This is a genomic window from Vibrio sp. SG41-7 (assembly GCF_014164465.1).
Lineage (GTDB): Bacteria > Pseudomonadota > Gammaproteobacteria > Enterobacterales > Vibrionaceae > Vibrio > Vibrio splendidus.
Map to the genome: position 1 here is coordinate 1 of NZ_JACJFF010000036.1, position 25,541 is coordinate 25,541.

Annotated in this window: 23 protein-coding genes, 2 tRNA genes and 1 other annotated feature; of the genes, 12 read left to right on the plus strand and 13 right to left on the minus strand. The window is 45.1% G+C overall.

Annotated features, from left to right (window positions below):
- Positions 1 to 151: 151 nt before the first annotated feature.
- The 5 genes from H5300_RS11715 to uvrY all read right to left on the minus strand — a co-directional run bounded on the left by H5300_RS11715 (position 152) and on the right by uvrY (position 3,696).
- A tRNA-Gly gene (locus H5300_RS11715) sits at positions 152 to 227 on the minus strand.
- 32 nt (positions 228 to 259) lie between these two features.
- Positions 260 to 333: transfer RNA gene (locus H5300_RS11720), tRNA-Cys, on the minus strand.
- A gap of 266 nt (positions 334 to 599) precedes the next feature.
- A complete protein-coding gene (pgsA, locus tag H5300_RS11725; protein ID WP_017078221.1) occupies positions 600 to 1,157 on the minus strand; it encodes a CDP-diacylglycerol--glycerol-3-phosphate 3-phosphatidyltransferase in 558 nt (185 codons plus the stop codon).
- A gap of 46 nt (positions 1,158 to 1,203) precedes the next feature.
- Complete coding sequence (gene uvrC / locus H5300_RS11730) at positions 1,204 to 3,036, minus strand: excinuclease ABC subunit UvrC (RefSeq protein ID WP_182796027.1); 1,833 nt, start codon at positions 3,034 to 3,036, stop codon at positions 1,204 to 1,206.
- 15 nt (positions 3,037 to 3,051) lie between these two features.
- Positions 3,052 to 3,696: a UvrY/SirA/GacA family response regulator transcription factor gene (uvrY, locus tag H5300_RS11735; protein WP_004729778.1), complete on the minus strand. Its 645-nt coding sequence runs from the start codon at positions 3,694 to 3,696 to the stop codon at positions 3,052 to 3,054.
- A 426-nt stretch (positions 3,697 to 4,122) separates the two neighbouring features.
- On the opposite strand from uvrY, the gene H5300_RS11740 reads away from it, so the two are divergent.
- Entirely contained in the window at positions 4,123 to 6,486 is a 2,364-nt protein-coding gene (locus H5300_RS11740; RefSeq protein WP_182796028.1) for a DNA polymerase II, read from the plus strand.
- Positions 6,487 to 6,627: 141 nt separating this feature from the next.
- On the opposite strand, the gene H5300_RS11745 is transcribed toward H5300_RS11740, so the two are convergent.
- The gene (locus H5300_RS11745; protein ID WP_004729780.1) at positions 6,628 to 7,395 is read right to left on the minus strand and encodes a hypothetical protein; all 768 of its coding nucleotides are present in this window, start codon (positions 7,393 to 7,395) and stop codon (positions 6,628 to 6,630) included.
- A gap of 137 nt (positions 7,396 to 7,532) precedes the next feature.
- Between H5300_RS11745 and yeiP the strand changes: the two genes are divergently transcribed.
- The 3 genes from yeiP (at position 7,533) to H5300_RS11760 (ending at position 9,023) form a co-directional block, all read left to right on the plus strand.
- Positions 7,533 to 8,102 carry an elongation factor P-like protein YeiP gene (yeiP, locus tag H5300_RS11750; protein ID WP_004729781.1) on the plus strand — a complete coding sequence of 190 codons (570 nt, stop codon included), beginning with the start codon at positions 7,533 to 7,535 and terminating at the stop codon, positions 8,100 to 8,102.
- Positions 8,103 to 8,112: 10 nt separating this feature from the next.
- On the plus strand, positions 8,113 to 8,442 hold the full coding sequence (locus tag H5300_RS11755) for an HI1450 family dsDNA-mimic protein (RefSeq protein ID WP_004729782.1): 330 nt from the start codon (positions 8,113 to 8,115) through the stop codon (positions 8,440 to 8,442).
- Between the two features lie 89 nt (positions 8,443 to 8,531).
- Entirely contained in the window at positions 8,532 to 9,023 is a 492-nt protein-coding gene (locus tag H5300_RS11760; RefSeq protein WP_004729783.1) for an RNA methyltransferase, read from the plus strand.
- Between the two features lie 204 nt (positions 9,024 to 9,227).
- Here H5300_RS11760 and rluB read toward each other — a convergent pair whose 3' ends face one another.
- The 3 genes from rluB to H5300_RS11775 form a co-directional block, all read right to left on the minus strand.
- A complete protein-coding gene (gene rluB / locus H5300_RS11765; RefSeq protein ID WP_004729784.1) occupies positions 9,228 to 10,256 on the minus strand; it encodes a 23S rRNA pseudouridine(2605) synthase RluB in 1,029 nt (342 codons plus the stop codon).
- Between the two features lie 159 nt (positions 10,257 to 10,415).
- Positions 10,416 to 11,036, minus strand: a complete 621-nt coding sequence (locus tag H5300_RS11770) for an L-threonylcarbamoyladenylate synthase (RefSeq protein WP_009848751.1) — start codon at positions 11,034 to 11,036, stop codon at positions 10,416 to 10,418.
- A gap of 55 nt (positions 11,037 to 11,091) precedes the next feature.
- On the minus strand, positions 11,092 to 11,961 hold the full coding sequence (locus H5300_RS11775) for an RNase RNM (protein ID WP_004729788.1): 870 nt from the start codon (positions 11,959 to 11,961) through the stop codon (positions 11,092 to 11,094).
- Between the two features lie 120 nt (positions 11,962 to 12,081).
- Between H5300_RS11775 and H5300_RS11780 the strand changes: the two genes are divergently transcribed.
- From H5300_RS11780 to trpA, 7 genes are all read left to right on the plus strand, one after another.
- On the plus strand, positions 12,082 to 12,207 hold the full coding sequence (locus tag H5300_RS11780; protein ID WP_009848753.1) for a trp operon leader peptide: 126 nt from the start codon (positions 12,082 to 12,084) through the stop codon (positions 12,205 to 12,207).
- Positions 12,154 to 12,268 (plus strand) — a sequence feature (Trp leader region). Its footprint overlaps the gene before it by 54 nt.
- A gap of 125 nt (positions 12,269 to 12,393) precedes the next feature.
- Complete coding sequence (locus H5300_RS11785; protein ID WP_065681543.1) at positions 12,394 to 13,983, plus strand: anthranilate synthase component 1; 1,590 nt, start codon at positions 12,394 to 12,396, stop codon at positions 13,981 to 13,983.
- Positions 13,984 to 13,985: 2 nt separating this feature from the next.
- Entirely contained in the window at positions 13,986 to 14,612 is a 627-nt protein-coding gene (locus tag H5300_RS11790; protein ID WP_004729794.1) for an aminodeoxychorismate/anthranilate synthase component II, read from the plus strand.
- Positions 14,613 to 14,621: 9 nt separating this feature from the next.
- On the plus strand, positions 14,622 to 15,617 hold the full coding sequence (trpD, locus tag H5300_RS11795; RefSeq protein WP_017080967.1) for an anthranilate phosphoribosyltransferase: 996 nt from the start codon (positions 14,622 to 14,624) through the stop codon (positions 15,615 to 15,617).
- 26 nt (positions 15,618 to 15,643) lie between these two features.
- The gene (gene trpCF / locus H5300_RS11800; protein WP_182796029.1) at positions 15,644 to 17,095 is read left to right on the plus strand and encodes a bifunctional indole-3-glycerol-phosphate synthase TrpC/phosphoribosylanthranilate isomerase TrpF; all 1,452 of its coding nucleotides are present in this window, start codon (positions 15,644 to 15,646) and stop codon (positions 17,093 to 17,095) included.
- Between the two features lie 161 nt (positions 17,096 to 17,256).
- A complete protein-coding gene (gene trpB, locus H5300_RS11805) occupies positions 17,257 to 18,447 on the plus strand; it encodes a tryptophan synthase subunit beta (protein WP_004729801.1) in 1,191 nt (396 codons plus the stop codon).
- Positions 18,447 to 19,253: a tryptophan synthase subunit alpha gene (gene trpA / locus H5300_RS11810; RefSeq protein ID WP_017080965.1), complete on the plus strand. Its 807-nt coding sequence runs from the start codon at positions 18,447 to 18,449 to the stop codon at positions 19,251 to 19,253. Before trpB ends, trpA begins: the two co-directional genes overlap by 1 nt.
- 101 nt (positions 19,254 to 19,354) lie before the next feature.
- On the opposite strand, the gene H5300_RS11815 is transcribed toward trpA, so the two are convergent.
- Positions 19,355 to 20,152 carry a slipin family protein gene (locus tag H5300_RS11815; RefSeq protein WP_004729804.1) on the minus strand — a complete coding sequence of 266 codons (798 nt, stop codon included), beginning with the start codon at positions 20,150 to 20,152 and terminating at the stop codon, positions 19,355 to 19,357.
- Positions 20,153 to 20,221: 69 nt separating this feature from the next.
- Positions 20,222 to 21,628: a nodulation protein NfeD gene (locus H5300_RS11820; RefSeq protein WP_182796030.1), complete on the minus strand. Its 1,407-nt coding sequence runs from the start codon at positions 21,626 to 21,628 to the stop codon at positions 20,222 to 20,224.
- A 410-nt stretch (positions 21,629 to 22,038) separates the two neighbouring features.
- Between H5300_RS11820 and H5300_RS11825 the strand changes: the two genes are divergently transcribed.
- A complete protein-coding gene (locus H5300_RS11825) occupies positions 22,039 to 23,358 on the plus strand; it encodes a dicarboxylate/amino acid:cation symporter (RefSeq protein ID WP_310736122.1) in 1,320 nt (439 codons plus the stop codon).
- Between the two features lie 143 nt (positions 23,359 to 23,501).
- Here the strand turns inward: H5300_RS11825 and H5300_RS11830 are convergent, their stop codons facing one another.
- The gene (locus H5300_RS11830; protein WP_102450290.1) at positions 23,502 to 24,275 is read right to left on the minus strand and encodes an ABC transporter substrate-binding protein; all 774 of its coding nucleotides are present in this window, start codon (positions 24,273 to 24,275) and stop codon (positions 23,502 to 23,504) included.
- 10 nt (positions 24,276 to 24,285) lie between these two features.
- Positions 24,286 to 25,437 carry a histidinol-phosphate transaminase gene (hisC, locus tag H5300_RS11835; RefSeq protein WP_182796032.1) on the minus strand — a complete coding sequence of 384 codons (1,152 nt, stop codon included), beginning with the start codon at positions 25,435 to 25,437 and terminating at the stop codon, positions 24,286 to 24,288.
- Between the last annotated feature and the right edge of the window lie 104 nt (positions 25,438 to 25,541).

Below are 25,541 nucleotides of genomic sequence, written 5' to 3' on the forward strand. Positions count from 1 at the left end.
ACTTGAACCGGCACAGCGCGAACGCCGAGGGATTTTAAATCCCTTGTGTCTACCAATTCCACCACCAGGGCACGCAATTCTTTATTGCGATGCCGATTACTGAAAAGTAAAACACCATCTTAATGCTGACGCCAATCAACATTACAAATTTTGGAGCGATACATCGGGTTCGAACCGATGACCTCAACCTTGGCAAGGTTGCGCTCTACCAACTGAGCTAGTATCGCATTTTCATTACTCTTCTAAACGAAAGAGATAATGGAGGCGCCTCCCGGAGTCGAACCGAGGTCCACGGATTTGCAATCCGCTGCATAGCCACTCTGCCAAGGCGCCTTAGTAGCTCCAATCGAATCGCTTATTGCCATCCTCTTGGGTACGGGATGCATTCTACGGATTCAGAGGATTGAGTCAATATTATTTTTGTATTTTTAATTCGTTTGAATAGATTTCATACGAAACAGGCTAAATAGCTGACTTTGTGTGCAAAGGACTTTGTGGACAGGCCATTCAAAGGCGATCTATATCACATTAGATATCCACTATTGATAACTTAACCTTAGGTTAAAGATCAAAAAAGCGAGCCTCAGCTCGCTTCTTCATCAATGATGTTTTTCGTCTAACAAATCGTCTTTGGCAGCCATCAAGTATTGCGCCATTGACCAGTATGTAAGAACGGTTGCAACATAGAGCGCAATGTAACCTACCCACACCATCCAGTCGTCGTATCGCCAGATCAGTACCCAAAGAGCGAACATCTGAGAAACGGTTTTGACTTTACCAACCCAAGATACCGCAACGCTTGCACGTTTACCGATTTCAGCCATCCATTCACGAAGCGCCGAAATAATAATTTCACGAGCGATCATGGTAACCGCTGGAATCGTTATCCAAATCGAATGGTAATGCTCAGTCATCAAGATAAGAGCCGTAGCAACCAGCACTTTATCCGCCACAGGGTCAATAAAGGCACCGAAGCGAGACGTTTGCCCGAGTTTACGAGCCAGCATGCCATCTAGCCAGTCAGTAAAACCCGCTACCCAAAACACCATTGCAGCAGCAAAAGGAGCCCATTGGTAAGGTAGGTAAAAAACAACAACGAATACTGGGATCAAAAATAGTCTCAGTAAGGACAAAATGTTAGGTATATTCAAACGCATATTATTGGGCTCTTATTAATTGCGCTTTAATGGTGCGGGATTTTTACTATTGTTTCAATGCTTGATAAATGTTTTCTGCCAAAGAATGACTAATGCCCGGTACTTTGGCTATTTCTTCGACAGTTGCACGCTTAAGTTCTTGTAAGCCACCCATATATTTCAGCAAAGATTGACGGCGCTTAGGCCCTACCCCTTCAATTCCTTCAAGCGCACTGGTTCTACGCGTTTTACCACGTTTTGCTCTATGCCCTGCAATCGCATGATTATGGCTTTCATCACGAATATGTTGGATAAGGTGCAGTGCTGGCGCATCACTTGGTAAATTAAACTCTTCACCTTCAAGGGTCACCAAGGTTTCCAAACCCGGTTTACGTGTTACCCCTTTCGCAATACCCATCATTCTTGGTCGAAACGGCCAATCATCCCAATATTTGGAAATGATCTCATGGGCACGGTTTAGCTGACCTTTACCGCCATCGATAAAAATGATGTCTGGGATCTTTTCGACATCGAGTTGTTTTGAATAGCGTCTCTCAAGCGCCTGAGCCATTGCAGCGTAGTCATCACCACCGGTAATACCTGTGATGTTGTAACGACGGTATTCCGGTTTAACTGGCCCTTCTTGATTGAAGACCACGCAAGATGCAATCGTACTTTCACCCATGGTGTGACTGATATCGAAACATTCCATGCGTTTGATAACGTCCATTGACAGCACTTCTTGAAGCTCCTTAAAGCGCTGATTGATCGTCATCTTGTGATTAATCTTGGTGGTAATGGCTGTTAATGCATTGGTGTTAGACAGTTTAAGGTAGCGACCACGAGTGCCAGAAGGATTGGTATTGAAGTGGATCTTACGACCCGCAACTTCACACAAGGCTTCTTGAATCGGTGTGACATCTTCCATCAAATCAGCACTAAGGATGAGACGAGTTGGGATGGTTCTCGCTTCATTATGTGCAAGATAGTATTGGCTTAAAAAGCTCGAAAAGACTTCCTCTCGCACCGTATTGTTTGGAATTTTTGGGAAATGGCTTCTACTGCCTAAAACCTTTCCTTGGCGAATCATCAAGATGTGAATACAAGCCACGCCATTTTCTTGAGCAAAACCTAACACGTCCATATCTTCCATTGAGTCGTCAGATACGTATTGTTGCTCTTGCACGCGTCGAATCGCTTGGATCTGGTCACGGAAAGCAGCTGCTTGCTCAAAGCGAAGCTCTTGGCTTGCCTTGTCCATTTTGTCGATGAGTGTCTCAAGAACTAGCTTGTCTTTCCCTTGCAGGTATAAACGAACGTAGTCGATAAGCTTGCTGTACTCTTCATCAGAGATAATTGAGCTGACACATGGCGCAGCGCAACGACCAATCTGATACATCAAACACGGGCGCGTTCTGTTGGCATAAACCGTATCTTCACACTGACGAGCAGGAAAGATTTTCTGTATTAGGTGCAACGTCTCACGCACAGCGCCGGAATCAGGATAAGGACCAAAGTATTCTCCCTTTTTCTTCTTAGCACCACGATGCATCGACAAACGAGGATGTTTGTGACCACTAATAAAAATATAGGGATACGACTTATCATCACGCAGAAGTACGTTGTATTTTGGTAGGTACTGCTTGATGTAGTTGTGCTCAAGGATAAGAGCTTCTGTTTCTGTATGCGTTACAGTGACATCGATTTTATCGATATTGCTAACTAGAGCGCGCGTTTTTTCACTGTCGACTTTTTTACGGAAATAACTGGAAAGGCGTTTTTTGAGGTTCTTTGCTTTACCGACGTAGATAACAACAGCCTCGGCGTTATACATACGATAAACGCCGGGCTGTTCTGTTACTGTCTTGAGAAATGACACTGAGTCAAACAAGTTGGTCACTATACGATCTCAGTGTTAAAGGGTCTCAGTGTCTAACATTCCATGTCTAATCGCTAAATGCGTCAGCTCTACATCGCCACTGATATCCAATTTGCTGAACAAACGGTAGCGGTAACTGTTGACTGTTTTAGGACTTAGATTGAGTTGTTCTGAAATATCCGTCACTTTCTGACCTTTGGTAATCATCATCATGATTTGAAGTTCACGCTCAGATAAGTCTGCGAATGGATTTTCAGACGCAGGCGAGAATTGGCTCAAAGCCATCTGCTGCGCAATTTCTGGTGAAATGTATCGTTGGCCACTATTAACCACTCGAATTGCATTTACCATTTCATCCGGACCTGCCCCTTTAGTAAGGTAACCAGCAGCTCCAGCTTGCATCACTTTAGTTGGAAACGGATTTTCCGTATGAACAGTTAAAACGATGATTTTAACATCAGGGTTGAAACGCAAGATTTTCTTGGTTGCTTCTAAGCCACCAATACCAGGCATATTCATATCCATCAAAATAACGTCAGTATTATTAGTACGACACCATTTTGCAGCATCTTCACCGCTTTCAGCTTCCCCTGCTACGTTCATTCCACGGACGTCTTCAATAATACGTCGTATCCCTGTGCGAACCAGCTCGTGATCATCTACAAGGAAAACATTTATCAAACTTGTATCTCCACACTATTAATTGGCTCTGCAACCACTGTGTCATTTCATCTGTTTGAAACAATTGAACAAAGGAACAGTGGATCGCAGCATTGAGTACATCTTAACTTAATTACTAAAAAAAAGCTCTGTTGAATATGTGCTGAAACACGAACTTTAGCAAGTACTTATTAACAAATAAGCTAACTAAAACAACAAGCTTTTTCTAAAAATCAACCAGTTAAAACAACACCCAATAAAATTACACAAGATAAAGATATTTTCAATACCATTGAATAGCCATTCGCGACAATTTCACTTATTTGCTTATGGAGTCCCGTTATTTGCCTCTGTTAACTAGAATTTAGTTAGTATTTTGGTTGCCTGTTGTGCGCAGAGAGCCGCTAGATGGTAGTATTCGATTCCCCATTTCAATAGGTTACTACATTGGATATTCAGCAAGGCTTTGTACTCACAAGACAAGCGAGAGACTTTTCAGGGCGTACCCAAATTGACTTGTGGTTAAGCTCCCCTCAAGGCCCAACTCTGCTGACGATTCAAAATGAAAAACCTGTATTTTTCGTCGCTCAATCTGATGTTGAAGAATGTCAGGCAATCGCAGCGAAAGAGTCGATTGATTGCCAATTCAAGTCCCTAGAACTCGCCACATTCGATCAAACCCCTCTCGCCGCATGTTATACATCACTAGCGAGAAGTAGCTTTGGTTTAGCACAAGCCTTTCACAGCGAAGAAATTCAGACCTTTGAAAGCGATATTCGACTCGCCGATCGATATCTGATGGAACGCTTTATCAAGGGCAGCATTGAGTTCACTGGGACTGCCGTGAAAAAAAGTCAGCATCTTAGAGTTTCCAATGCAAAATGCAGAGCGGGCAATTACTTACCCAGTTTATCTGTGGTTTCGCTTGATATTGAATGCTCGGAAAAAGGCGTACTTTATTCCATTGGCTTAGACAGCCCGATGGACAGCCGAGTCATCATGGTCGGCGAACCACAAGAGGCTGACACAAACGTCCAATGGGTTCCTAATGAAAAAGCTCTAATCGAGGCGATGATTAGATGGTTTTCTGAATTTGATCCCGACATCATCATCGGTTGGAATGTCATTGATTTCGACTTTAGGCTACTGCACAAACGTTCAGAATGGAACGAAGTGAAGCTCAGCATCGGTAGAGACAATCAACCAAGCTTTTTCCGTAGTTCTGCACAAAACCAGCAAGGCTTTATCACGATTCCAGGCCGCGTTGTGTTGGATGGCATCGACATGCTCAAGACAGCGACCTACCACTTCCGCTCTTGGTCTCTTGAATCTGTATCTCAAGAGCTACTCGGCGAAGGCAAAGACATCCATAACGTTCACGACCGCATGGATGAGATAAACCGGATGTTTAAGTTCGATAAGCCTTCGCTCGCCAAGTACAACCTTCAAGACTGCGTGCTAGTAAATCGCATCTTCGAACACACTCACCTACTCGACTTCGCGATTGAGCGCTCTCGATTAACCGGTGTCGAGCTGGATCGTGTTGGTGGCTCTGTCGCTGCTTTTACGAACTTATACATGCCTCAGATACACCGAGCGGGTTACGTCGCGCCTAATTTAGAGCCCGAGAACTGGATCGCTAGCCCCGGTGGCTATGTGATGGATTCGATTCCCAATTTGTACGACTCGGTTTTGGTACTCGATTTTAAGAGCCTATACCCATCGATCATTCGATCTTTCTTGATTGATCCAATGGGGCTGATAGAAGGACTAAAGTTAGAGCTAGGCTCTGAAGAAGACCAAGCGGTGGCTGGGTTTCGTGGCGGTCAGTTTCACCGCTCTAAGCACTTTCTACCAGAGATGATCGAAAACCTGTGGGCAGCACGTGACGTTGCAAAGAAGAACAACGAAAAAGCGTTCTCTCAAGCGATTAAGATCATCATGAACTCCTTCTATGGTGTGCTTGGCTCTTCTGGTTGTCGCTTCTTCGATACCCGTTTGGCCTCATCGATCACTATGCGTGGGCATGAGATCATGAAGCAAACCAAGGTTCTAATCGAGGATAAAGGTTATCAAGTAATTTACGGAGATACCGATTCAACCTTCGTATCGCTAAACGGCAGTTACGATCAACAAAAAGCAGATGAGATCGGAAACGCACTGGTCGCTTACATCAACGATTGGTGGACGAATCATTTAAAAGAAACCTACAACCTAACCTCAATACTCGAACTGGAATACGAAACTCACTATCGCAAGTTTCTAATGCCAACCATTAGAGGTTCAGAAACCGGTTCGAAGAAACGATATGCAGGCTTGATCAATCAAGGCGATCAAGAGAAGATCATCTTTAAAGGGCTTGAAAGTGCGCGAACCGACTGGACACCTCTCGCTCAGCAATTCCAACAAACCCTGTATGAGATGGTGTTTCACGACCAAGATCCAACGGACTATGTCAGACAGTTTGTCGATGAAACCGCTGCTGGTAAACACGATGATTTACTGGTGTACCAAAAGCGTTTGCGCCGCAAACTACACGAGTATCAAAAAAACATTCCTCCACAGGTTCGCGCAGCTCGTCTGGCCGATGAGATAAATGCCAAGCTTGGTCGCCCGCTGCAATACCAAAACAAAGGGCGTATTGAATATTTGATTACTCTGATTGGCCCTGAGCCAAAGGAGTACTTGAAGAATGGTATCGATTATCAGCATTACATCGACAAACAGATTAAACCGGTCGCAGAGGCTATCTTACCCTTCATCGGTTTAGATTTTGAACGAGTCAGCGGGCAGCAGCTAGGTCTGTTCTAGATTGAGCCCTCTTTTCGAGGCGACATTAGACTCGAGATATCTATTAAAACTCGAGCCAAACATCAAAAAGAAAAAAGCAGAGAAGTGCTGTGTTACTCAGCCCGCTCTGCTTTTTAGTATTCATTGGGAGGTTACGAATCTCTACCCGATTCTAAACTCAGTTTTCTGATACTGCTTAACCAGCCACTCGCCAAAGCCATCAAGAATCCCTATCACCGAACGTTTAGGAATCGGTCTACCAGAAAGTAAAATGCCTAACCTTTGGATTTCGACGTCTTTATCTGGGTGATACTTCAAGAACTGTTGACCACACTCTATTGGGTCATCGAACCAATATTTGTCACGATACATCACCAAAGAGTAACTCGCTCGCAGTAGCTTTTTAGCAATGATCACCTGTGCTGCAACTTGTTGTTCTGGCGTTGTTGCTCGGGCTATCTTGTTGCGATAAACCGCCAACCAGTTTTCCGCATCCATATTCCAGTGCTTGGCAATTTCCCAACTTGTTTCAAAATCACCATAACAATCCGATAAGTCTTCACCATGCACACACACGGCTAAATGCTTGAGCATAAAGCCCCACGTGAATATGTTGTCGAAATCAACGATCTCGCTCACCAAGGTAGTTTTAATCGCCACTTGAGTGACCTGAGGGAAGCTCTTTTGAAAACGCCATTTGATGGTATTCAGCAGCGTGGTTCGTTGATCTGGGAAAGGACGATGGGTAACCACAACCACATCTAAATTCGAGCGACCGACAACGGCTTGTTTGCGTGCCACACTGCCATAAACATAGACACTGTGTAGATTGGATCCTAACCCACCTTTTAAAAAGGTAATCAGATCGTTAACCACAGGTTGGAATTCAGGTTGAAATGGCTGTGTTGGGTCAATAACAGGTAGCTGCATAGGTCGTTTCGGTAAATAAAATAATGATTTAACTGTCTCTCTATGATCGCTTAGGTGACTTTATGATTCAAGCTATTCCTATTTATAGCGTCTACGAGATATAATCACCGGATAGACCCAATAAGGACAAACACAAAATGCCTAGAGCAAGTGAGATTAAAAAAGGTTTTGCGATCAACGTTGATGGCAAAACAGTACTAGTAAAAGATATCGAAGTGACAACACCAGGTGGCCGTGGCGGTCAAAAGATTTACCGCTTCCGTGGTCACGATGTAGCAACTGGCGTTAAAACAGAAGTTCGCCACAAGGCTGACGAAATCGTTGAAACTATCGACGTAACTAAGCGTGCAGTGATGTTCTCTTACGTTGACGGCAACGAGTACATCTTCATGGATAACGAAGATTACTCACAGTTCATCTTCAACGGTGAAATGATCGAAGACGAACTACTGTTCATCAACGAAGAAACTCAAGGCATGTACGCGATTCTTATCGACGGTACTGCAGCAACGCTTGAACTACCAACTTCAGTTGAGCTAGTGATCGAAGAAACAGACCCTTCAATCAAAGGTGCATCTGCTTCAGCTCGTACTAAGCCAGCTCGTCTATCTACAGGCCTTACTGTTCAAGTTCCTGAGTACATTGCAACTGGCGACAAAGTTGTTGTGAACACAGCTGAACGTAAATACATGAACCGCGCAAGCTAAGATATTTATTATGACCGAAGCTAACGACCTAATGTCTTACGACGACGCAATTGACACTGCATACGACATCTTTCTAGAGATGGCTCCTGATAACCTTGAACCAGCAGACGTGATCCTATTCACGGCTCAGTTTGAAGATCGTGGCGCTGCAGAGCTCGTTGAAACTGGTGACGATTGGGTTGAACATGTTGGCTTTGAAGTCGACAAAGAGATCTACGCTGAAGTACGCATTGGTCTTGTAAATGAAGCTGATGATGTCTTAGATGACGTATTCGCTCGTCTGCTGATCAGCCGTGACCCTGAACACAAGTTCTGTCACATCTTGTGGAAACGCGACTAGGCTCTTCTTAAATCAGCTCAGAGTACTGAGCTGATTTTCTTACGACTTCATAGCCTCATCACTTTACCAAACTGCAACTCTACAAAATTATGACCAAAGCAAAGACAGATACACTATCCAAAGGCTATGCCTGTGTTGGATTAGTAAACCCCAAAACACCTGAAAATGTTGGCTCAGTAATGCGAGCGGCTGGTTGCTACGGAGCAAACTCTGTATTTTATACTGGCACCCGTTATGACCACGCTCGACAGTTTCATACCGACACCAAGGAAAAGCACCTTGAGCTACCATTAATTGGTGTTGAAGACCTGAAAGACATTATTCCAGTTGGCTGCGTACCAATCGCGGTTGATTTGATAGAAGGCGCTAAGCCTCTGCCTGATTATAAGCACCCACCTCGTGCTTTTTATATCTTCGGCCCTGAAGATGGAACTCTGAAAAAAGAGATCACGGACTTCTGTCGTGAAACTATCTACGTTCCGACTAATGGCTGCATGAACCTTGCTGCCGCGGTCAATGTTATTTTGTATGACCGCATGGCGAAGGGTGACAACTTCTCGAATCATTTGAAAGTGACCTAATACCAATCGTAGTCCATAGCTAGTCACCCTAGCTAGTGAAGCACTTCTACCTGGTTAATCGTTTCTACTTGGTAAGCACTTCGACATGATTTGAACTGCGCCATATTCAAGACGAAAAAAAACCTGCTAAGTTAGCAGGTTTTTTAGTATTCGAAACGTTGGATTAAGCTTTAAGCTTAAGAACTGTAGCAACTACTGGTGTAATTACTTACGTGATCTTGGCTTAGCCGGTTTAGCCGGGCGTCCGTTGTTCAGTTTAGGCTTTTTGGTAGCCTGAGGTTTGCCATTGGTCGCTGGAGCACTACGACCTGAATCAGGTGTTGTAGTTCCGCGAGTAGCAGGCTTCTTACGTTTAGTCTGGTTGCTGCGGCCTTTAGGAGCATTTGCACGCTCTTCGTGACGCTTAACAGCGCGACGAATTTTTTGGCTACGAGAACGCTCACGCTTACGAGAAGTGTTTGCAGGATCAAGATCCAACAGTGTCTCTTTTTCTGGCTGAAGTTCAACAAGCTCACGCAAGTAGTTTACTTCTTGAAGATCTAGCTCTTTCCAACCGCCACGAGGCAGTTTCTTATCAAGGTAGATATCACCGTAACGTACACGTTTCAGACGGCTTACTGTTGTTTCTTGTGATTCCCAAAGACGACGAACCTCACGGTTACGACCTTCGTTAATCGCTACGTAGAAAGTATGGTTCATACCTTCACCGCCAGCGTAAACCACGTCTTCGAAACGAGCCATACCATCTTCAAGTTGAACGCCACGAGTAACGTTTTTAACTTTTTGCTCAGTCACTTCACCAAACACACGTACTAGGTACTCACGCTCAACCTGACGGCTTGGGTGCATTAGGCGGTTTGCAAGTTCACCATCAGTAGTGAAAAGCAAAAGACCCGATGTGTTTGCATCAAGACGACCAACTGAAATCCAACGAGAACCACGGATCTTAGGTAGACGATCGAAAACAGTGCGGCGACCTTCAGGATCATGACGAGTACAAAGCTCACCTTCCGGTTTGTAATAAGCAAGTACACGACAAACCACTTCTTCAGAGGCTTTGCCTGTAATAGTGTGGCCATCGATACGGATCACTGAGTTCTCGTCTTCAAGACGCTCACCCAATTTCGCAACTTGACCGTTAACACTTACACGACCAGATTTAATTAAACCTTCTAGTTCACGACGAGAACCGTGACCAGCTCGCGCTAAAACCTTCTGTAATTTTTCGCTCATTTACTCTTTTCTACCTAATTGTCGTCTTCACAGACGTCGAATGAATTTTTCGCGACCAAATCGCGGTCGCGTATTATCGCAAATAACCTGCCAAAAAGCACTTGTTATTTACTCTGGCAGGTTTGCTGTTTCGTTACAGACTGTTAATCAGTAACGCTATTATTCAAACGGCGCTGGATCGCCGGCACCACGACGTAAAACAACGGCATCATCGTCACTGAAGTCAATAACCGTAGTCGGTTGCTCACCTAAGTAGCCGCCATTCAAAATGACATCAACCGCATGCTCTAGGCTGTCGCGAATTTCTTCTGGATCCGATTCAGTTGTCTCGTTACCCGGAAGAATCAGAGACGTCGACATCAATGGCTCGCCCATTGCTTCCAACAGGTCAAGTGCAATCTTGTTGTCTGGGACACGAATACCAATCGTTTTACGTTTCGCGTTCATCAAACGCTTCGGTACTTCTTTGGTTGCTTTGAAGATAAACGTGTAAGCACCGGGCGTGTGCGCCTTAAGTAAACGGAAAGCCACGTTATCAACTCGTGCATACAGTGACAATTCAGAAAGGTCACGGCATAACAACGTGAAATTGTGCTTATCATCGATTCGACGAATTTTACAGATGCGTTCAAGTGCTTGTTTGTTTTCAAGCTGACAGCCCAGCGCATAACCGGAATCTGTTGGATAAACCACAACGCCGCCATTGCGAATAATCGCAACCGCTTGAGTAATTAAGCGCGCTTGTGGGTTATCTGGGTGTACATAAAAAAACTGGCTCATTGTTGATCCTCGTTATCGAATCTCGCGACTCTATCATCAGAAGGAGCTGGTTCACCTAAATACTGTCATCGGTATCAGTTGGTGAAACCGTTTGAAACTCCCAATCTTTCCATACTTCTTCGACCCCAGAAGGTAGCCAGAGATTACGTCCAAGTTCCATCCACGGAGATGGATAATGGAAGTCACTGCCTTGGGAGGCTAATAGTTTGTATTGTATAGCATAATCCGCAAGTGTGCGTCTTTCTTGTTGCGCTTGCTGAGGCTGAGCGACTTCCATAGCGTCACCTTTTGCTTCAACAAATGCAGCTAACAGACGCTTAACCCACTTCGCTGTTAAACCATATCGGCCGGGGTGAGCTAATACGGCTTGACCACCAGCAGCATGAATAGCCGTTACAGCATCACTCATTGAACACCACGTTGGCGGCACATAACCTGGGTTATTGCGAGTCAGAAACTTTTTAAACACCTGCTGCATGGTTTTTGCGTAGCCGTTATCGACTAACCACTTAGCAAAGTGAGCACGAGTGATAGGCGCATCACCAGCTATCAATTTAACTTCTTCTAGCAAGCCTTCACGAGTCGCTTTCTCAAGACGTTGAGCAATCATCTCTGCACGCCCGACACGATGTTGCTTCTGTTGTTCAATTAACGCTTTTAGCTCTGGTGACTCCGGATCAACATTTAACCCAACAATATGGATATCTTTGTTTTGCCAAACGGTCGAAATCTCTATGCCGTTGATCAACTGGATAGGAAGGTTGTTATCAGCAATATAGCTGCGTGCTTCAGCAAGCCCATCAGTCGTATCATGATCTGTAATCGCTAACGCTTCGATGTTAAAGCCTAGCGCTCGGTCAATCAGTTCAGGTGGAGTAAGTCGGCCATCTGAGGCTGTTGTATGACTATGTAGATCAATTCTCATATATTCTTTTTCATTGTTTTCAATTTTTATCGTTATATTTGTGTCAACGCACTTGACCTGCAAGCACAAAACTAGTTAACTAGTACACAAATACGAAGTATCACATTTGATAGGTTCACCATGTTACAAGAATTTAACCAAAACCATAAAGATAAAGTTTTAGAACTTTCTTCAGTAGAAGCAAGTTCAGAGCTTAATTGGTGGCGCACTTGGACAAGTTCTTGGTGGGCTAACGTGTACTTCTAGTTAAACAGTTTGTTTATAAAAAAGTTATCACTAAGCCCGCTTTAATAGCGGGCTTTTTAATTTGTCGAACATCTCACATTCAACTGACTAACAAATCATCGAATTGACCATATTCTAGATTGGGTGAAAGGTATCTTTATGCGACTATGTACGGCAGGAAATTTAAAGAATCATAAAGGAGGTCTTGTGAACAAGGCCATTGAAATCAAAAAGCTGGGAACCATTGAGGTCATCAATTCTTCAGTTCCTTACTCGCAAGATCCAACCAGCGTTTTTCATACTTTGTGTGAAAACAAAACAGACAGCCTGTTGTTGGAATCTGCTGAGATTGAATCTAAACAGAACCTGACAAGCCTACTCCTTATCGACTCTGCTGTTCGCATCGTATGTCGCGGACATGAAGTAACCTTCCAAGCATTGACTGAAAATGGTCAAGCGCTTATCGAACATCTAACTCAAAACGTTAAAGCAGAAATTGAATCTGACCTTACCGATAACGTTTTGACGCTGACTTTTGTCGAGCCAAGCAACGAATTAGATGAAGACTCACGTTTAAGAGAAGCTTCTTCATTCGATGCACTGCGTTTGGTTCAACACAGCTTTGAGCAAGACGCGGATAACAAGCACGCGTTATTCATGGCGGGCCTATTCGCTTACGACATCGTGGCGAACTTTGAACCGCTAGGTGATGCTGAAGCGACTAACAACTGCCCTGACTTTGTTTTCTACGTTGCGGAAACACTATTGCGTTTCGATCACCAAGAGAACGAAGGTCTGCTTCACGCCAGCTTGTTCACTCAAGATGAAAACATCAGAACACAATTAACTGAGCGTCTAGCTGACATTCAGACACAATGTCAGTCATTGAAAGCCATCACAGAAGTAACGCCGCTCGACAATGTTGACGCTGTACCAAGTGTTTCAGATGAAGACTTCTGCCAAACGGTTCGTGACTTAAAAGAGTACGTAGTTAAAGGCGATGTATTCCAAGTTGTACCTTCACGCCGCTTCACGCTGCCTTGCCCTGCTCCACTTGCGGCTTATAAAGAGCTCAAGCAAAGTAATCCAAGCCCTTACATGTTCTATATGCAAGACGAGCTGTTTACTCTGTTTGGTGCTTCTCCAGAAAGTGCTCTGAAATACGAAACCGAAACCAACCAAATCGAGATTTACCCAATTGCTGGTACTCGCCGTCGTGGTAAGCGCCCAAATGGCCAAATCGATTTCGACCTAGACAGCCGTATAGAACTTGAACTGCGTACCGACAAGAAAGAAAACGCCGAGCACATGATGCTTGTTGACCTAGCACGTAACGATGTGGCTCGTATTGCCGAAGCAGGCACTCGCCACGTAGCAGACTTGCTGAAAGTGGATCGCTACAGCCATGTGATGCACTTGGTTTCTCGTGTTGTTGGTCAGCTACGTGAAGACTTAGATGCTCTGCACGCTTACCAAGCTTGTATGAACATGGGCACGCTAACGGGCGCACCAAAAATCCGCGCAATGCAGCTTATTCGTGACGTAGAAAAAACGCGTCGTGGCAGCTACGGTGGTGCAGTCGGTTATCTAACCGGTGAAGGGACTCTAGATACTTGTATCGTGATTCGTTCTGCTTACGTTGAAGATGGCGTTGCACAAGTACAAGCTGGCGCTGGTGTGGTGTTCGATTCAGACCCACAAGCAGAAGCCGATGAAACTCGCGGCAAAGCACAAGCGGTTATCTCTGCGATTCAAGCTGCTCATACTAAAAACCTAACAACTAAGAAGGAGTCGTAATCATGGCTGATATTGTATTCATCGATAACTTCGACTCGTTCACTTACAACCTTGTAGACCAGTTCCGTTCGTTGGGTCACAGCGTGAAAATTTACCGTAACAACATTCCAGCAAAGGTAGTTGAAGCGGCGATCAACGAACTAGACAACCCTGTTGCACTGCTTTCACCAGGCCCTGGCGCTCCAGCGGATGCGGGCTGCATGCCTGAGCTAATTCAGCTGCTAAAAGGCAAAGTGCCAATGATTGGTATTTGCTTAGGCCACCAAGCGATTGTTGAAGCCTACGGCGGCACCGTTGCAGGCGCTGGCGAAATCATTCATGGTAAGGTGTCGATGATGGAACACCAAAACCATGCGACTTACCAAGGCTTACCTTCGCCGCTGGCTATCGCTCGCTACCACTCTTTAGTGGCAACGCATGTATCCGATAGCCTAACAGTGACCGCTGAAGTCGATGATTTGGTAATGTCTGTAGTTCAAGAACAAGACAAGGTTTGTGGGTTCCAATTCCACCCTGAATCGATTATGACGACCTACGGTGCAACGCTTCTAGCGAACGCTATCGAATGGGCTCTTGAGAAACCTCTTCATCTAGAGAAAAGCTCTACTCTTGATAAAAAGACTAACTAGGAAACGATCATGGAACAGATTAATAAACTTTACGAACAACAGTCTCTTACTCAAGAAGAAAGCCAACAACTGTTTGATGTGATCATCAAGGGCGAACTAGACCCAATTTTGATGGCTTCTGCGCTTACTGCACTGAAAATCAAAGGCGAAACGCCGGATGAAATCGCTGGCGCAGCGAAAGCACTGCTTGCTAATGCAAACCCGTTCCCACGTCCTGATTACGATTTCGCAGACATCGTAGGTACAGGTGGCGACGGTCATGACACCATCAACATTTCTACAACTTCTGCATTTGTAGCAGCAGCGTGTGGTTTAAAAATAGCTAAGCACGGCAACCGCAGCGTATCGAGCAAATCAGGCTCTTCTGACCTACTGGATTCGTTCGGTATTAACCTAGCGATGACAGCAGAAGACACTCGTACTGCAGTCGACGAGCTTGGCGTAGCATTCCTATTTGCTCCGCAATATCACGTCGGTGTACGTCACGCGATGCCTGTTCGTCAGACGATGAAAACGCGCACTATCTTCAACATCCTTGGTCCACTGATTAACCCTGCTCGCCCTAATATCGAGTTAATGGGTGTTTACAGCAAAGAGCTCGTCCGCCCTATCGCGGAAACCATGCTGCAAATGGGTATGAAGCGTGCTGCCGTTGTGCATGGTAGTGGCCTTGATGAAGTGGCTATTCATGGCGAGACAATCGTTGCTGAAATTAAAGATGGCAAAATTCACGAGTACACAGTGACACCGGCAGACTTTGGCCTGAACACTCACCCTCTTGAAGCAATCAAGGGCGGCGAGCCAGAAGAGAACAAAGCCATCACAACCGATATCCTGACGGGTAAAGGCACAGATGCTCAAGTTGGCGCTGTGGCAGTCAACGTTGCTCTGCTAATGCGTCTATTTGGTCACGAAGATCTAAAAGCCAACACACAGCAAGCGATTGACGCGATGAACTCTGGCAAAGCATACGAGCTTGTACAAAAGCTTGCTGCACACGCCTAACGAACGACGGAGTTGAGACAAAGAATATGACACAGACTACCGATAAACTGTCGACCCACGTTTCAGTCAAAGACGCTGAAATGGCGGAAGTATTAGCAAAAATCGTTCGTGACAAATACCAATGGGTTGAAGCGCGTAAGCAAACTCAACCATTGGACGAGTTTAAAGCAGCGTTAACCGCAACAGACCGCAGCTTTTATGATGCATTGAGCGGCGAACAAACGGTTTTCATCACTGAATGTAAGAAGGCATCTCCGTCAAAAGGTTTAATCCGTGACGAGTTTGATTTGGACTACATTGCATCGGTGTACAACAACCACGCCAACGCAATTTCAGTACTGACAGACGAGAAATACTTTCAAGGTGACTTTGAGTTTTTACCAAAGGTTCGCAGCATTGCTAAGCAGCCTATTCTTTGTAAAGACTTCATGGTTGATACCTACCAAGTTTATCTAGCTCGTCACTACTCAGCTGATGCTATCTTGTTGATGCTATCGGTATTGAATGACGAAGAGTACCAAGCGCTTGCTGAAGTCGCTCACTCGCTAAACATGGGTGTACTTACCGAAGTCAGCAACGAAGAAGAGCTTCATCGCGCTGTCGCTTTAAAAGCAAAAGTGATCGGTATTAATAACCGTAACCTACGTGACCTTTCGACGGATTTGAACCGTACTAAAGAGTTGGCTCCGCTGATTCGCGAACTGGCTCCAAACGCAGTCGTGATTTCAGAGTCTGGCATCTACAACCATCAGCAAGTACGTGACCTTTCAACATTTGCAGACGGCTTCCTAATCGGTAGCTCTCTGATGGCTGAAAAGAACCTAGAGCTTGCGGTGCGTAAAGTGACACTCGGTGAAAACAAGGTGTGTGGTTTAACTCACTCTGACGATGCAGCAAAGGCTTATCAAGCCGGTGCAGTATTCGGTGGTTTGATTTTCGTTGAAGCGTCTAAGCGTCATGTTGATATCGAAGCAGCTCGTTTAACCATGAGCGGCGCACCTTTGAACTACGTGGGTGTGTTCCAAAATCATAGTGTTGCTGACGTTGCTAACACAGTTTCTGAACTCGGTCTGTTTGCGGTGCAACTGCACGGTGATGAGTCTCAAGCATTTGTCGATGAACTAAAACAATCTCTACCTGAACACGTTGAGATTTGGAAAGCTTACGGTGTTGCTTCTGGTGCTGAAAACGGTGCTAAAAGCACGCTACCAGAATTACTGAAAAGCAACGTGACTCGTCACCTGCTAGATACTAAAGTGGGTTCTCAAACGGGTGGTACAGGTCAAGCGTTCGATTGGAGCCTAATCAACAACCAAAGCGCAATCATGTTGGCGGGTGGCCTAAACCCAGACAATGCTAACCAAGCCGCTAAGTTAGGTTGTTTAGGATTAGACCTAAACTCTGGTGTTGAATCGGCTCCAGGTAAAAAAGACGCAGACAAACTGCAACGCGCTTTTGCAGCGATTCGTAATTACTAGTCTGGCTTCTAGAACTTAAGACCTAGAACTTAAAACCTAGAGCCCAGAAGCTAGAAAGCGGAAACTAAAAACATATTTGTGAGCTTTGCCTTTTGCGAAGCTCAAACAAGATTAAATGACTTGGTGTGAAGACACATCAATAGAATTGAAGGAATAACACAATGGCTAAACTCGATGCCTACTTTGGTGAATACGGCGGTCAATACGTACCGCAGATCCTAGTGCCAGCACTAGACCAACTGGAACAAGCATTTATCGATGCACAAGCAGATCCTGAGTTCCGCAGTGAATTCATGACGCTTCTTCAAGAGTACGCAGGTCGTCCAACGGCACTAACGCTAACGCGTAACCTGACTAAAGGTACAAAAACCAAACTGTACCTAAAGCGTGAAGATCTACTGCACGGTGGTGCTCACAAGACGAACCAAGTTCTTGGGCAAGCATTGCTAGCAAAACGTATGGGTAAACAGGAAATCATCGCTGAAACTGGCGCAGGCCAACATGGTGTTGCAACGGCTCTAGCTTGTGCTCTATTGGGCCTTAAGTGTCGTGTTTACATGGGTGCAAAAGACGTTGAACGTCAAAGCCCGAACGTGTTCCGTATGAAGCTAATGGGCGCAGAGGTTATCCCTGTTCATTCTGGCTCTTCAACGCTAAAAGATGCATGTAACGAAGCGCTACGTGACTGGTCTGCAACTTATGAAGACGCGCACTACCTATTGGGTACTGCGGCTGGCCCTCACCCATTCCCAACGATTGTTCGCGATTTCCAACGCATGATTGGTGAGGAAACGAAGCACCAAATCTTAGCTCGTGAAGGTCGCCTTCCAGATGCGGTTATCGCTTGTGTCGGCGGTGGTTCAAACGCTATCGGTATGTTCGCTGACTTTATTGAAGAAGAGTCTGTTCGCCTGATCGGTGTAGAGCCTGCTGGTAAGGGTATTGATACCGACCAACACGGCGCGCCGCTTAAGCACGGTAAAACCGGTATCTTCTTCGGTATGAAAGCACCACTGATGCAAGATGAGAACGGCCAAGTAGAAGAGTCGTACTCTGTTTCTGCAGGTCTAGATTTCCCATCAGTTGGTCCTCAACACGCGCACCTAAATGCCATTGGCCGTGCTGAATACGACAACGTGACCGATGATGAAGCGCTAGAAGCGTTCCAATTGATTGCACGCAAAGAAGGTATTATCGCAGCACTAGAGTCATCTCATGCTGTGGCTCACGCTGTAAAAATGGCTCACGACGACCCAGAGAAAGAACAGCTATTAGTGGTTAACTTATCTGGTCGTGGTGACAAAGATATCTTCTCTGTACACGACATTCTTAAAGAGAAAGGAGCATTATAATGGATCGCTATCAATCACTCTTCACTCGCTTAGCTGAAAAGAATCAGGGCGCATTTGTACCATTCGTAACGGTTGGCGATCCTAACCCTGAGCAGTCTCTTAAGATCATGGAAACGCTAGTTGAAGCGGGTGCTGACGCACTTGAGCTTGGTATCCCATTCTCAGATCCGCTTGCAGATGGCCCAACAATCCAAGGCGCAAATATTCGCGCGTTAGATTCAAAAGTCACGCCAGATGTGTGCTTCGATCTTATCGGTCAAATTCGTGCTAAATACCCAGAGCTACCAATCGGCCTACTGATGTACGCAAACTTGGTTTACGCACGTGGTATAGAAAATTTTTACGAACGCTGCGCAAAAGCAGGTATCGATTCAGTATTGATTGCTGATGTACCAACTAACGAGAGTGGCGAGTTTGTTGCTGCAGCTAAGAAGTTTGGTGTTCACCCAATCTTTATTGCTCCACCAACAGCAAGCGATGAAACGCTTCAATCAGTATCTGAGCTAGGTGGCGGCTACACCTACCTACTTTCTCGCTCAGGCGTAACGGGTGCAGAAACAAAAGCAAACATGCCAGTAACGGCACTGCTTGATCGCTTGAACAAGTTCGATGCGCCACCAGCACTGCTTGGTTTCGGTATCTCGGCTCCTGAACAAGTGAAAGAAGCGATTGTAGCTGGCGCTGCAGGTGCTATCTCAGGCTCAGCCGTAGTTAAAATCATTGAAAACAACGTTGAACAACCAGAAGCAATGCTTAAAGCCCTTGCGGAGTTTGTTACACCAATGAAAGCGGCGACGCAGAAATAATCGACGCTCGTAATCAATGGTCATTAAATAGAACCAGCGATTCAAATACTAAAAGGCTCCACAACTGTGGAGCCTTTTTTATTGCTCTTCATTTGAGCCAATCACTCATCGGCTTTCATCGCTTTCTTGATTGCTGCCTCATTGAGTGTCGCTTTAATCGGGTCGGTTATCTTCTCGACCAGATCGATGGGCATTGGGAATATGATTGTGGAAGTTCGCTCATTCGCTACTTCTGTTAGTGTTTGCATGTAACGCAGCTGAATCGCATTTGGCGCTTGATTAAGAACCTCTGCAGCCTCTTTCAGCTTGGTTGATGCTTCTAGTTCCCCTGTTGCATGGATCACCTTAGCTCGACGTGAACGTTCCGCCTCGGCTTGCTTAGCTAGAGCTCGCACCATACTGTCATCAAGATCCACATGCTTGATCTCGACATTGGCAATCTTGATCCCCCAGTTATCGGTGTGTTGATCCAGTATCGCTTGCAAGTCTCTATTGAGCTCTTCACGCTCAGACAATAGCTCATCCAACTCATGCTGTCCTAATACTGAACGCAGCGTTGTTTGTGACAGTTGGCTGGTCGCTTCGAGGTAGTTCTCTACATTATTGATCGCCATCTTCGGATCCAGCACTCGAAAATAGACCACAGCATTCACCTTCACTGACACGTTATCGCGTGTGATCAAATCTTGCGTCGGCACGTCCAACACGATAGTTCGTAGATCCACTCGCACAATTTGTTGGATGAAAGGAATGATGATAATTAACCCCGGCCCTTTCACACCGTAAAATCGCCCAAGGAAAAAAACCACTGCACGTTCATATTCGCGCAGAACTCTGAACATGCTGGCTATCAACAAGATAACGAGCACAATGACAATACCTATAGTGTGTATAAACATAACCGCCCCCTAATAGTAACGATGGCTAAGCAATTAATAATTCAATAACGTTTGTTCTAGCATGCCGCGCTAGCTAGATTTCGATGATGTATCATCGGGCAGCGCCTCAACATCCAAAGATAGCCCCGTCAGCTTGGTCACTCTGATGATCTGCCCCACTTGCAATTCACTCGCACATTTGGCTTGCCAGATTTCACCTTCGACTAGCACACGCCCCGCACCAGGGAAGCCGCTTACCACTTTGCCCGTGTCACCGACTACCGCTTCCATCCCCGTAGTCACTGGTTTGTTTCTCACTCGGACTAGCATTGATATTGTTACGACGATAAAGGCAACAGAGAACAAACTGATCCCGATAATTAGTGGCAATGCGATTTGATAACCTGGTACTTCGGTATCCATCAACATGATTGAACCGAGCGTAAACGCAGCAACTCCGCCCAAACCAAAAATACCAAAGCTAGGGCTAAAGGCCTCTGCGACCATCAAAGCAATTCCCAATAGGATTAAAGCAAGGCCCGCGTAACTCACAGGCAGCATTTGTAAGGAGTACATCGCTAATAACAGACAGATACCACCCAAAACACCCGGTAGCCCGACGCCGGGGTTATAGAATTCGAGTAACAAACCGTAGATACCAATCAGCATCAAAATATATGCAACGTTCGGGTTCGTGATCACTGACAGCAAACTAAAGCGCCAGTCTTGTTCTCGCTCGACAAAAGCAACATCACTAAGTTGGACTTCCTGACTGACACCGTTGATGGTGACGGTGCGCCCGTTACTCAGTTCAACCAATTGCTGAAGGTCGCTGGCAATAAAATCAATCACGTTAAGAGTCAGTGCATTCTCAGAATCCAAACTTGCTGCCTCTCGCACCGCTTTTTCTGCCCATTCTTCATTACGGTTGTGTAGCTTAGCCAAACTGACAATGTAAGCCGCAGCATCATTGATGACTTTCTTTTCCATCGCAGTGGTGGCTTTTACTTGGTCTGAGTTCTCTTGTTTTGTTTCGTCTTGCTCACTCGTTGACGTGTTGTCATCTTTATTGGCGTCGTCTTGAGGAGATAACGGATTAGCAGGCGCTTTGCCCCCACCGAGCGACACAGGGGTTGCTGCACCTAGATTAGTTCCGGGCGCCATAGAAGCGATGTGACTAGCAAGTAAAATATAGGTTCCGGCGCTCGCTGCTCGTGAACCCGCAGGCCCAACCCAAGTTGCTATCGGAATCGGTGATGTGGTGATGGATCGAATAATGTCACGCATCGAAGAATCTAACCCGCCAGGCGTGTTCATTTTCAAAATGATGAGCTTTGCTTGCTCATCGTGAGCTTGTTCTATTTCTCTAGTGAGGTAATCACTGGTCGCCGGACCTATCCCTCCGTTCACCTCAATCACCCAGACATCATCGGCCTGAGCGAACACAGAGCTGAACAACAGAAGAAACACAAACAAGTACTTTAATATAAAAGTCATAGCCCCTCTCCTTACAACTGAGATGCTAGATAGACGTTTTATTTAAAGCGCAGAGGTAACATCTTGGTAATAAATAGATACCTTAAGCATAGTTCAGGCTAAATTTCACACAACACGTAGCTGTGGATTCACCCCAACATAGGTGTTCAAAAAACACTCGCAAATGAAATCAAAATGTTAACAAGATATTTTCAATACCAGCGCTTGTAAATCATTCACAAAATCTCCAGCGAAAAGTCTTTTATAAATTCAACAAATAACATCGCAATAAAAAACCAAGGCAAACGATTGCATTGTTGTGCAAAATCAACAAATGACATTAGACCACCAGTTTTTCAGAGACTTTCACCTCTGCTCATATTGATAAATGTAAAGGATACGTGTAAAACTCGTCGCGAAATATTAATCCAATGGTACATCGTACATTGGTGAGTAGTTCTGGGATTTTTATATTTAGTAGCACAGAGGTTATGGAAGTGTTAAAAGAAAAGAGTTTACTAAGCAACATCGGCGTTCAAGTCGTTATTGCAATGATCATCGGTACCGCTGTCGGTGCAATGATGGGTGACAGCGCAACAATGTTCGCTCCACTGGGCGCAATCTTCATCAATTTAATCAAGATGCTGGTTATTCCTCTAGTCGCAGTTGCCCTAATTTCAGGTGCTGCAGGTCTAGGTAATAGCTCATCGGCAGGTAAAGTTGGTGTGGTTACACTGGGTTACTTTGCACTAACGTCTGCACTTGCTGTAGCACTAGCGCTTGTAATGGGTGAAGTATTCGAACCGGGTCGTGGTATCGATGTTTCTGGCGTTGAAGGTATGTTCTCTTCTGAATACGCTGCGAAAGGCGAACTTCCAACGTTCTGGGCAACCATCACGGGCATGATCCCGACCAACGTTTTCCAATCACTGAACGAAGCTAACATTCTGCAAATTCTCGTTTTCTGCTTATTCTTCGGTATTGCGATTTCTAAACAAGCGAAAGAAAAACGTGACCCAATCATCAATGGCGTAAACGCGATTGTTGACGCTATGGTTTGGATGATCAACAAGGTTATGATCATTGCACCACTTGGCGTATTCGGCCTAATGGCAGAAGCAGTAGGTACATTCGGCTTTGGCGCACTTATGGTCGTGTTCAAGCTGTTCATTGTCTACATTGCTGCGATTCTTATCTTCGGCTTTGTGGCATACCCACTGATGATTCAGATCTTCACTAAGACTTCAGCTAAGAAGTTCCTAGTGGCAATGAAGAAGCCTCAAGCGGTTGCACTATCAACAGCCTCTTCAATGGCGACACTGCCAGTAACAATGGAAACGGTAGAGAAAGAACTTGGTGTTCGTAACTCTACGGCTTCATTCGTTCTGCCACTTGGTGCGACGATCAACATGTCTGGTAACGCAATTTACTACGGCCTAGTTGCTATCTTCTTCGCACAGCTGTTCAACATCGACCTATCTATGGGTGCTTACGTTGCTATCATCGTAACGTCTACCCTAGGTGCGGTTGGTCAAGCGGGTGTTCCAGGTCCTTCTTTCCTAGTGGTTGCGGTTCTTCTAGCAGCTGGTATCCCTATTGAAGGTCTACCTCTGTTGTTCGCTCTAGACCGTATCTTCGACATGATCCGTACTGCTCTGAACATCACTGGTGATGCGGCATGTGCAGTAATCGTTGATTCTCTAATCAAAGACGAAGAACAAGAAGCTGAGCTACAAAAACAGCAAGCGTAAAGACTAAACGCTAAGTTGATGGTTGATTATTGATTATTGATTGTTAATTGAATTGATACCGCTGACATAAACGAAAAAATCCGAGAGCCTCACAGCCCTCGGATTTTTGTTTTTGGTGTTCTAGTTTTTAGGCGTTAGACGAATTACAAATCAGCACCATAAATATCAAACGTGAAGTACTTAGCGGCGATCTTGTCGTAAGTACCGTTCGCTCTGATCTCTTCAATCGCGGCATTGAATTGTTTCGCCAGTTTTGAATCCTGCTTTCTTAACGCTAGTGCCGTGCCTTCGCCAATGTAGGCTTTGTCGGTCACTGCTTTGCCTTTGAATTCAAAGTCCTCTCCTTCTTTCTTATCTAAGAAAGCTAATGACAGTTGATCTGAGTTGCCGAAGGTTAGATCTAGACGACCGTTTTGCAGATCCAGATAAACTTCATCTTGGCCGGTATAACGCTTAATGTTTGCCACATCGCCAAACTTGTCGGTTACGTAGCGATCGTGAATCGTACCTTGCTGAACACCGATGGTTTTACCTGCTAAGCCTGCCTCATCGACGCTGAATTCCGCGCTTTTAGCAGCAACAAACACGGCTGGTGTTTGGTAGTACTTATCGGTGAACAAAATCTTACGCTTACGCTCTTCGGTAATACGCATTGAAGCCATAATCACATCTGACTTTCTTGCCAACAAACTTGGAATTAGCGAGTCCCAACTTTGTGAAACCCAAGTACAATCGAGTTTGGCTTGCTCACACAAGGCATCAGCTATCTCAATATCAAACCCGACAGGCACACCATCACTGTTTTTGTAGTTAAATGGCGGATACGTAAAGTCTGACGCCAAACGGATTTCTTTCGCCTGTACCGTTGTACCAAGTAAAGCGGCCGCACAAGCGAGTCCTAGTATTATCTTTTTCATCATTGCCATCCTAGATATGATCTTTATCGAGTTGAGATTGAGTTTCTATATATTGATCTTGTTGATGCTGTCGTTTTTGCTGATCTTGTTGAGTCTGTTGTAGCTCGGTTTGGTAGCGTGTTAGTGACGTTATCACTTCTAACATGCTCTCTTGGCTACCAATACTGATTCGAACACAGTTACGCAAAGCAGGTTCGTGGTTTTGATTCCTTGTCACAATGCCATCCTTCGCCAATACACTGAACACTTGATGCCCTGGTTTTTGACGCAGCAAAATAAAGTTCGTCGATGAAGGGTAAACCGACTCGATGAAATCAAACTGCGTTAACTCACAAGCAAACCAGTTACGTAGTTCGACCAGCTTTTGTGTGGCGTCTTGCATCACTGAGACTCGCTCATCAGACAATGCGTCTAACACGATTTGAGATGAGCAATCTGGCATTGGATACGGTGGAATTAATTTAGCGACATACTGCATCACATTTTGACTCGCTATGATAAAGCCACATCGAACCGCAGCCAGTCCAAACGCCTTAGACAAGGTGCGAATCACTACCAAATGCGGATAACGCTCAATAAGGCTCACCGCTGACGTTTGTGGTTCAAACTCGATATACGCTTCATCGACTACCACTAGAGATTTTCCAATCGTACCTTCCAGTACCTGAATCAAATCCGATTTGGGAATCACATTGCCCGTTGGGTTATTTGGTGAGCAAAGAAACACAATATTAGCCAACTTCGCTTTGTTCACGATATCAGCGACATCAAGACTGAAATCTTCCTGCAACGGAGAGTCCAAGGTATCGATCGCCAATGCATCGGCGCAAAACTCATACATTGCATACGTTGGTGAACAAATAAGTATATTGTCACTCGCTGGCTTACAGAATGTTCTGATCAGCAAATCAATCGCTTCATCGGCGCCACGAACAGCAACAGTCTCAGCATCAGTTCCGCAATATGCTTGATAAGCTTTGGCAATATCTTGCGGTAAAAAATCTGGGTATCTATTGTGGCTTGCTTCTCCTGGAAACAACGAGCTTTCCAATTCATTGGCGTTTAGCCAGACTCGTCCATCACCACCAATTCTTCTTGCTGATTGATAAGGTATTAATTTTTTTACAGCCTGAGGTACTAAACTATCGATAAAAGATGTCAAGAAGCTATCCCTTTCACAAAATCACAATGTCTTCACCACTGCCTTCATATTCAAAAAATGTGACTTATACACATATTGAATCACAAATGATGATTAAGTATTTA

Coding starts and splice junctions, on each gene's coding strand:
- H5300_RS11825 (WP_310736122.1), top strand. CDS start 22,039: ATGGTACATCGTACATTGGTGAGTAGTTCTGGGATTTTTATATTTAGT.
- H5300_RS11830 (WP_102450290.1), bottom strand. CDS start 24,275: ATGAAAAAGATAATACTAGGACTCGCTTGTGCGGCCGCTTTACTTGGT.
- pgsA (WP_017078221.1), bottom strand. CDS start 1,157: ATGCGTTTGAATATACCTAACATTTTGTCCTTACTGAGACTATTTTTG.
- H5300_RS11770 (WP_009848751.1), bottom strand. CDS start 11,036: ATGAGCCAGTTTTTTTATGTACACCCAGATAACCCACAAGCGCGCTTA.
- H5300_RS11745 (WP_004729780.1), bottom strand. CDS start 7,395: ATGCAGCTACCTGTTATTGACCCAACACAGCCATTTCAACCTGAATTC.
- trpD (WP_017080967.1), top strand. CDS start 14,622: ATGGAACAGATTAATAAACTTTACGAACAACAGTCTCTTACTCAAGAA.
- H5300_RS11775 (WP_004729788.1), bottom strand. CDS start 11,961: ATGAGAATTGATCTACATAGTCATACAACAGCCTCAGATGGCCGACTT.
- trpCF (WP_182796029.1), top strand. CDS start 15,644: ATGACACAGACTACCGATAAACTGTCGACCCACGTTTCAGTCAAAGAC.
- trpB (WP_004729801.1), top strand. CDS start 17,257: ATGGCTAAACTCGATGCCTACTTTGGTGAATACGGCGGTCAATACGTA.
- trpA (WP_017080965.1), top strand. CDS start 18,447: ATGGATCGCTATCAATCACTCTTCACTCGCTTAGCTGAAAAGAATCAG.
- H5300_RS11815 (WP_004729804.1), bottom strand. CDS start 20,152: ATGTTTATACACACTATAGGTATTGTCATTGTGCTCGTTATCTTGTTG.
- H5300_RS11755 (WP_004729782.1), top strand. CDS start 8,113: ATGACCGAAGCTAACGACCTAATGTCTTACGACGACGCAATTGACACT.
- rluB (WP_004729784.1), bottom strand. CDS start 10,256: ATGAGCGAAAAATTACAGAAGGTTTTAGCGCGAGCTGGTCACGGTTCT.
- H5300_RS11820 (WP_182796030.1), bottom strand. CDS start 21,628: ATGACTTTTATATTAAAGTACTTGTTTGTGTTTCTTCTGTTGTTCAGC.
- H5300_RS11760 (WP_004729783.1), top strand. CDS start 8,532: ATGACCAAAGCAAAGACAGATACACTATCCAAAGGCTATGCCTGTGTT.
- H5300_RS11790 (WP_004729794.1), top strand. CDS start 13,986: ATGGCTGATATTGTATTCATCGATAACTTCGACTCGTTCACTTACAAC.
- yeiP (WP_004729781.1), top strand. CDS start 7,533: ATGCCTAGAGCAAGTGAGATTAAAAAAGGTTTTGCGATCAACGTTGAT.
- H5300_RS11780 (WP_009848753.1), top strand. CDS start 12,082: ATGTTACAAGAATTTAACCAAAACCATAAAGATAAAGTTTTAGAACTT.